The sequence below is a fragment of the Caldicellulosiruptor sp. DIB 104C genome, assembly GCF_028198085.1.
Taxonomy (GTDB): domain Bacteria; phylum Bacillota; class Thermoanaerobacteria; order Caldicellulosiruptorales; family Caldicellulosiruptoraceae; genus Caldicellulosiruptor; species Caldicellulosiruptor saccharolyticus.
In genome coordinates, this window is sequence record NZ_CP116337.1 from 2,271,214 (window position 1) to 2,273,587 (window position 2,374).

The following is a 2,374-nucleotide window of genomic DNA, read 5'->3' on the forward strand; positions in this document are numbered from 1 at the left end:
TAATACTGACTCCAAGTGCTTTTACCACCTTTGCAATCTCTTCTATGTGGTCCTGGTTGATATCAGGAATCAAGACAGTGTTTACCTTCACAACAAGCCCTGCTTTGCACGCCTTTTCTATACCCTTTTGCTGTTTTTCAACCAAAAGCTTTGCTGCATCCTCGCCAAAGTACAAAACCTCATCGTACAGGGCAAACTCATAAATCTCTTTTGCTACCTCAAAGTTTACTGCATTGACAGTTACGGTTACAAATCTTACATTGCTTTTTAAAAGATCTTCAATTCTGTCTTCAAGCAAAAGCCCGTTTGTGCTGATACAAAATATAGCACCTTTGTCATAGCTTTTTATGAGCTCGAAGGTTTTAAAAGTCTCAGGGTTGAAAAGTGGGTCGCCAGGCCCTGAAATTCCAACAATCTTTAGCCTGCTGTCTGATGAAGCATACCTTTTGTATCTTTCTAACGCCTGCTCGGGTGTCAAAACCTCAAGGCAGGCACCAGGGTGGTTTTCGTTCATGCATGAGATGTTTCTATCACAATAGTTACACTTTATATTACACGCTTTTGCAACAGGAAGATGTATTCTTCCAATCTTGCTTGCTGCATCTTTTCCAAAACATGGATGACCATAGTTTCTATTTCCCATCTCAAATCAGCCTCCAAACAGGTGCAAAGACCTCTTTGTATATGTCAACAAGCAAATGTAAAAAACCTTCAAAACAGGCATACGGCTTTGTCTCTTGAGGCAAAACCAAAAACGGCACGCCAAACTTATGAGAAAGGTACCACTCTCTTGTTCCACCAATGAAAAGGTCGGGCGAAAATCTTAATATTATCTCTTCAACCTCTGCACAGTTAAAATCATCCACCAATATGCTGTCAGGAAGTATACAGCGCGCTATCTCGTAGTCGTTCGAACATCCAAACTGGCTACCACAAACCAAGATTTCAAGCCCTGCTTCTTTGAAAGCATTTGTCATAAAACCTATGCGCGATGCCCCTAAAAGCACGATTGCCTTTTTGCCTTGCAATTTGCTTTTGAAAAACTGTATCTTGTGTTTTATCTTTGAAAACTCTTCATCTGCAACAATTTCAGCAGCCTTTCCTTTTCCAAAAAATTTTGCTATCTTTTTAAGTGAGGTTATAGTATTCTCAATTCCGTAGAAAGAGACCTCCATATACGGTATTGAAAACCTCTCTTTCATAAACTGAGCAAGTAAAAGTCCAGAACTTTTACAAAGCAAAAGATTTAGTCTTGCATTTACGCTTTTTTTTCCATCTGAGAAAGACTACAATCGCCTGTGTAGGTGCAAATTACATTTATCCCTATCTTCTCTAAAAGTCTTTTTATAGCTTGGCTCTCTCCTGCTACATTGTACTCGCCTATGATGTTGACAGAATTTTCAATTTCCTCTGTGTTTTTAAAACTTTTGAGTATATAATTTGCAATTGCTCTTTGTGCGATGTGATGCCCATCTGCTTGTGAATACCCTGAAAATCCAGGAACAACAACTGGGATTACAATTTTGTTAACCCTGTCTTTCACCCTTTTAATTGACCATTCAATGTCCTCACCAATTTGCGAAGCTGTGCATGTTGCGTAAACAAACACAAGGTCGTAGCTATCAAAGATTTTGTCTGCCTCAACTATGCTCTCTTCCAATTTTCTTGCCGCCCCAAATATGATGTCTTTTTCTACAAGGTCTGTTGAGAGTATCATGTAGTTTTTCTTTCTGACATTCTGACCGTAAAATGCGCAGTCAGCCGGTGCATGAACAAGATGAAGAGAGTTTTTAATAGGGGCAAGTACCCAGCGCGCACCGTAAAAGGTACATGCGCGCTGGGACATAATCCCTGGGATTGTGGGCCTTTGACACTCAGGAACTCCATCTTTGGTTATATGCTTATCTCTTTGCTGCAAAAGATTTTGAAGCTTCATAAACCTCACCGCTTTCATATACAAAAGTCAAAAGTTTTACTGATGCAGCTTATCATGCGGATATGAATAATCCAAAATGGTATTGACAATCAAATCCAAAAGCCATATACTGCCCTTGTACCCTGTAATTCCGTACCTAAAATACCCTACTCTGTCGTACACAGGAAAACCAATTCTAACAGGTGGACATTTTATTGATTTTGCAACTTCAACTACTTTTGAATTTCCAAGCACAACATCAACCCCTGCCTCTTTTGCCAAGTACTCAAACTCGTAAAGGTCGCTGTCAACAAGAATCTCTCCTTCTATGTTGTACTCATCAAATATAGCTTTTATCTCATCTGTGAATGTTGGGCTTGGGGTTGCAGTTTCAACTACCTTGACATCCATTCCAAGCTCACACAAAAATCTTGTGACACCAATTACAATGTCCGGGTC

At 39.7% G+C, this 2,374-nt stretch carries 4 protein-coding genes; all 4 read right to left on the bottom strand.

All coding sequences use genetic code 11. From position 1 onward, the window contains the following. A partial coding sequence (locus PGC14_RS11130) for a radical SAM protein (RefSeq protein WP_271628952.1) occupies window positions 1–643 on the bottom strand: 643 nt, incomplete at its 3' end. A 1-nt stretch (window position 644) separates the two neighbouring features. Beyond that, window positions 645–1,241, bottom strand: a complete 597-nt coding sequence (locus tag PGC14_RS11135) for a nitrogenase component 1 (protein WP_271628953.1) — start codon at window positions 1,239–1,241, stop codon at window positions 645–647. Between the two features lie 17 nt (window positions 1,242–1,258). After that, window positions 1,259–1,936: a nitrogenase component 1 gene (locus PGC14_RS11140; protein WP_271628954.1), complete on the bottom strand. Its 678-nt coding sequence runs from the start codon at window positions 1,934–1,936 to the stop codon at window positions 1,259–1,261. Window positions 1,937–1,972: 36 nt separating this feature from the next. Further along, window positions 1,973–2,374, bottom strand: a 402-nt coding sequence (locus PGC14_RS11145) for a nitrogenase component 1 (protein WP_271628955.1), incomplete at its 5' end; no start/stop codon positions are given.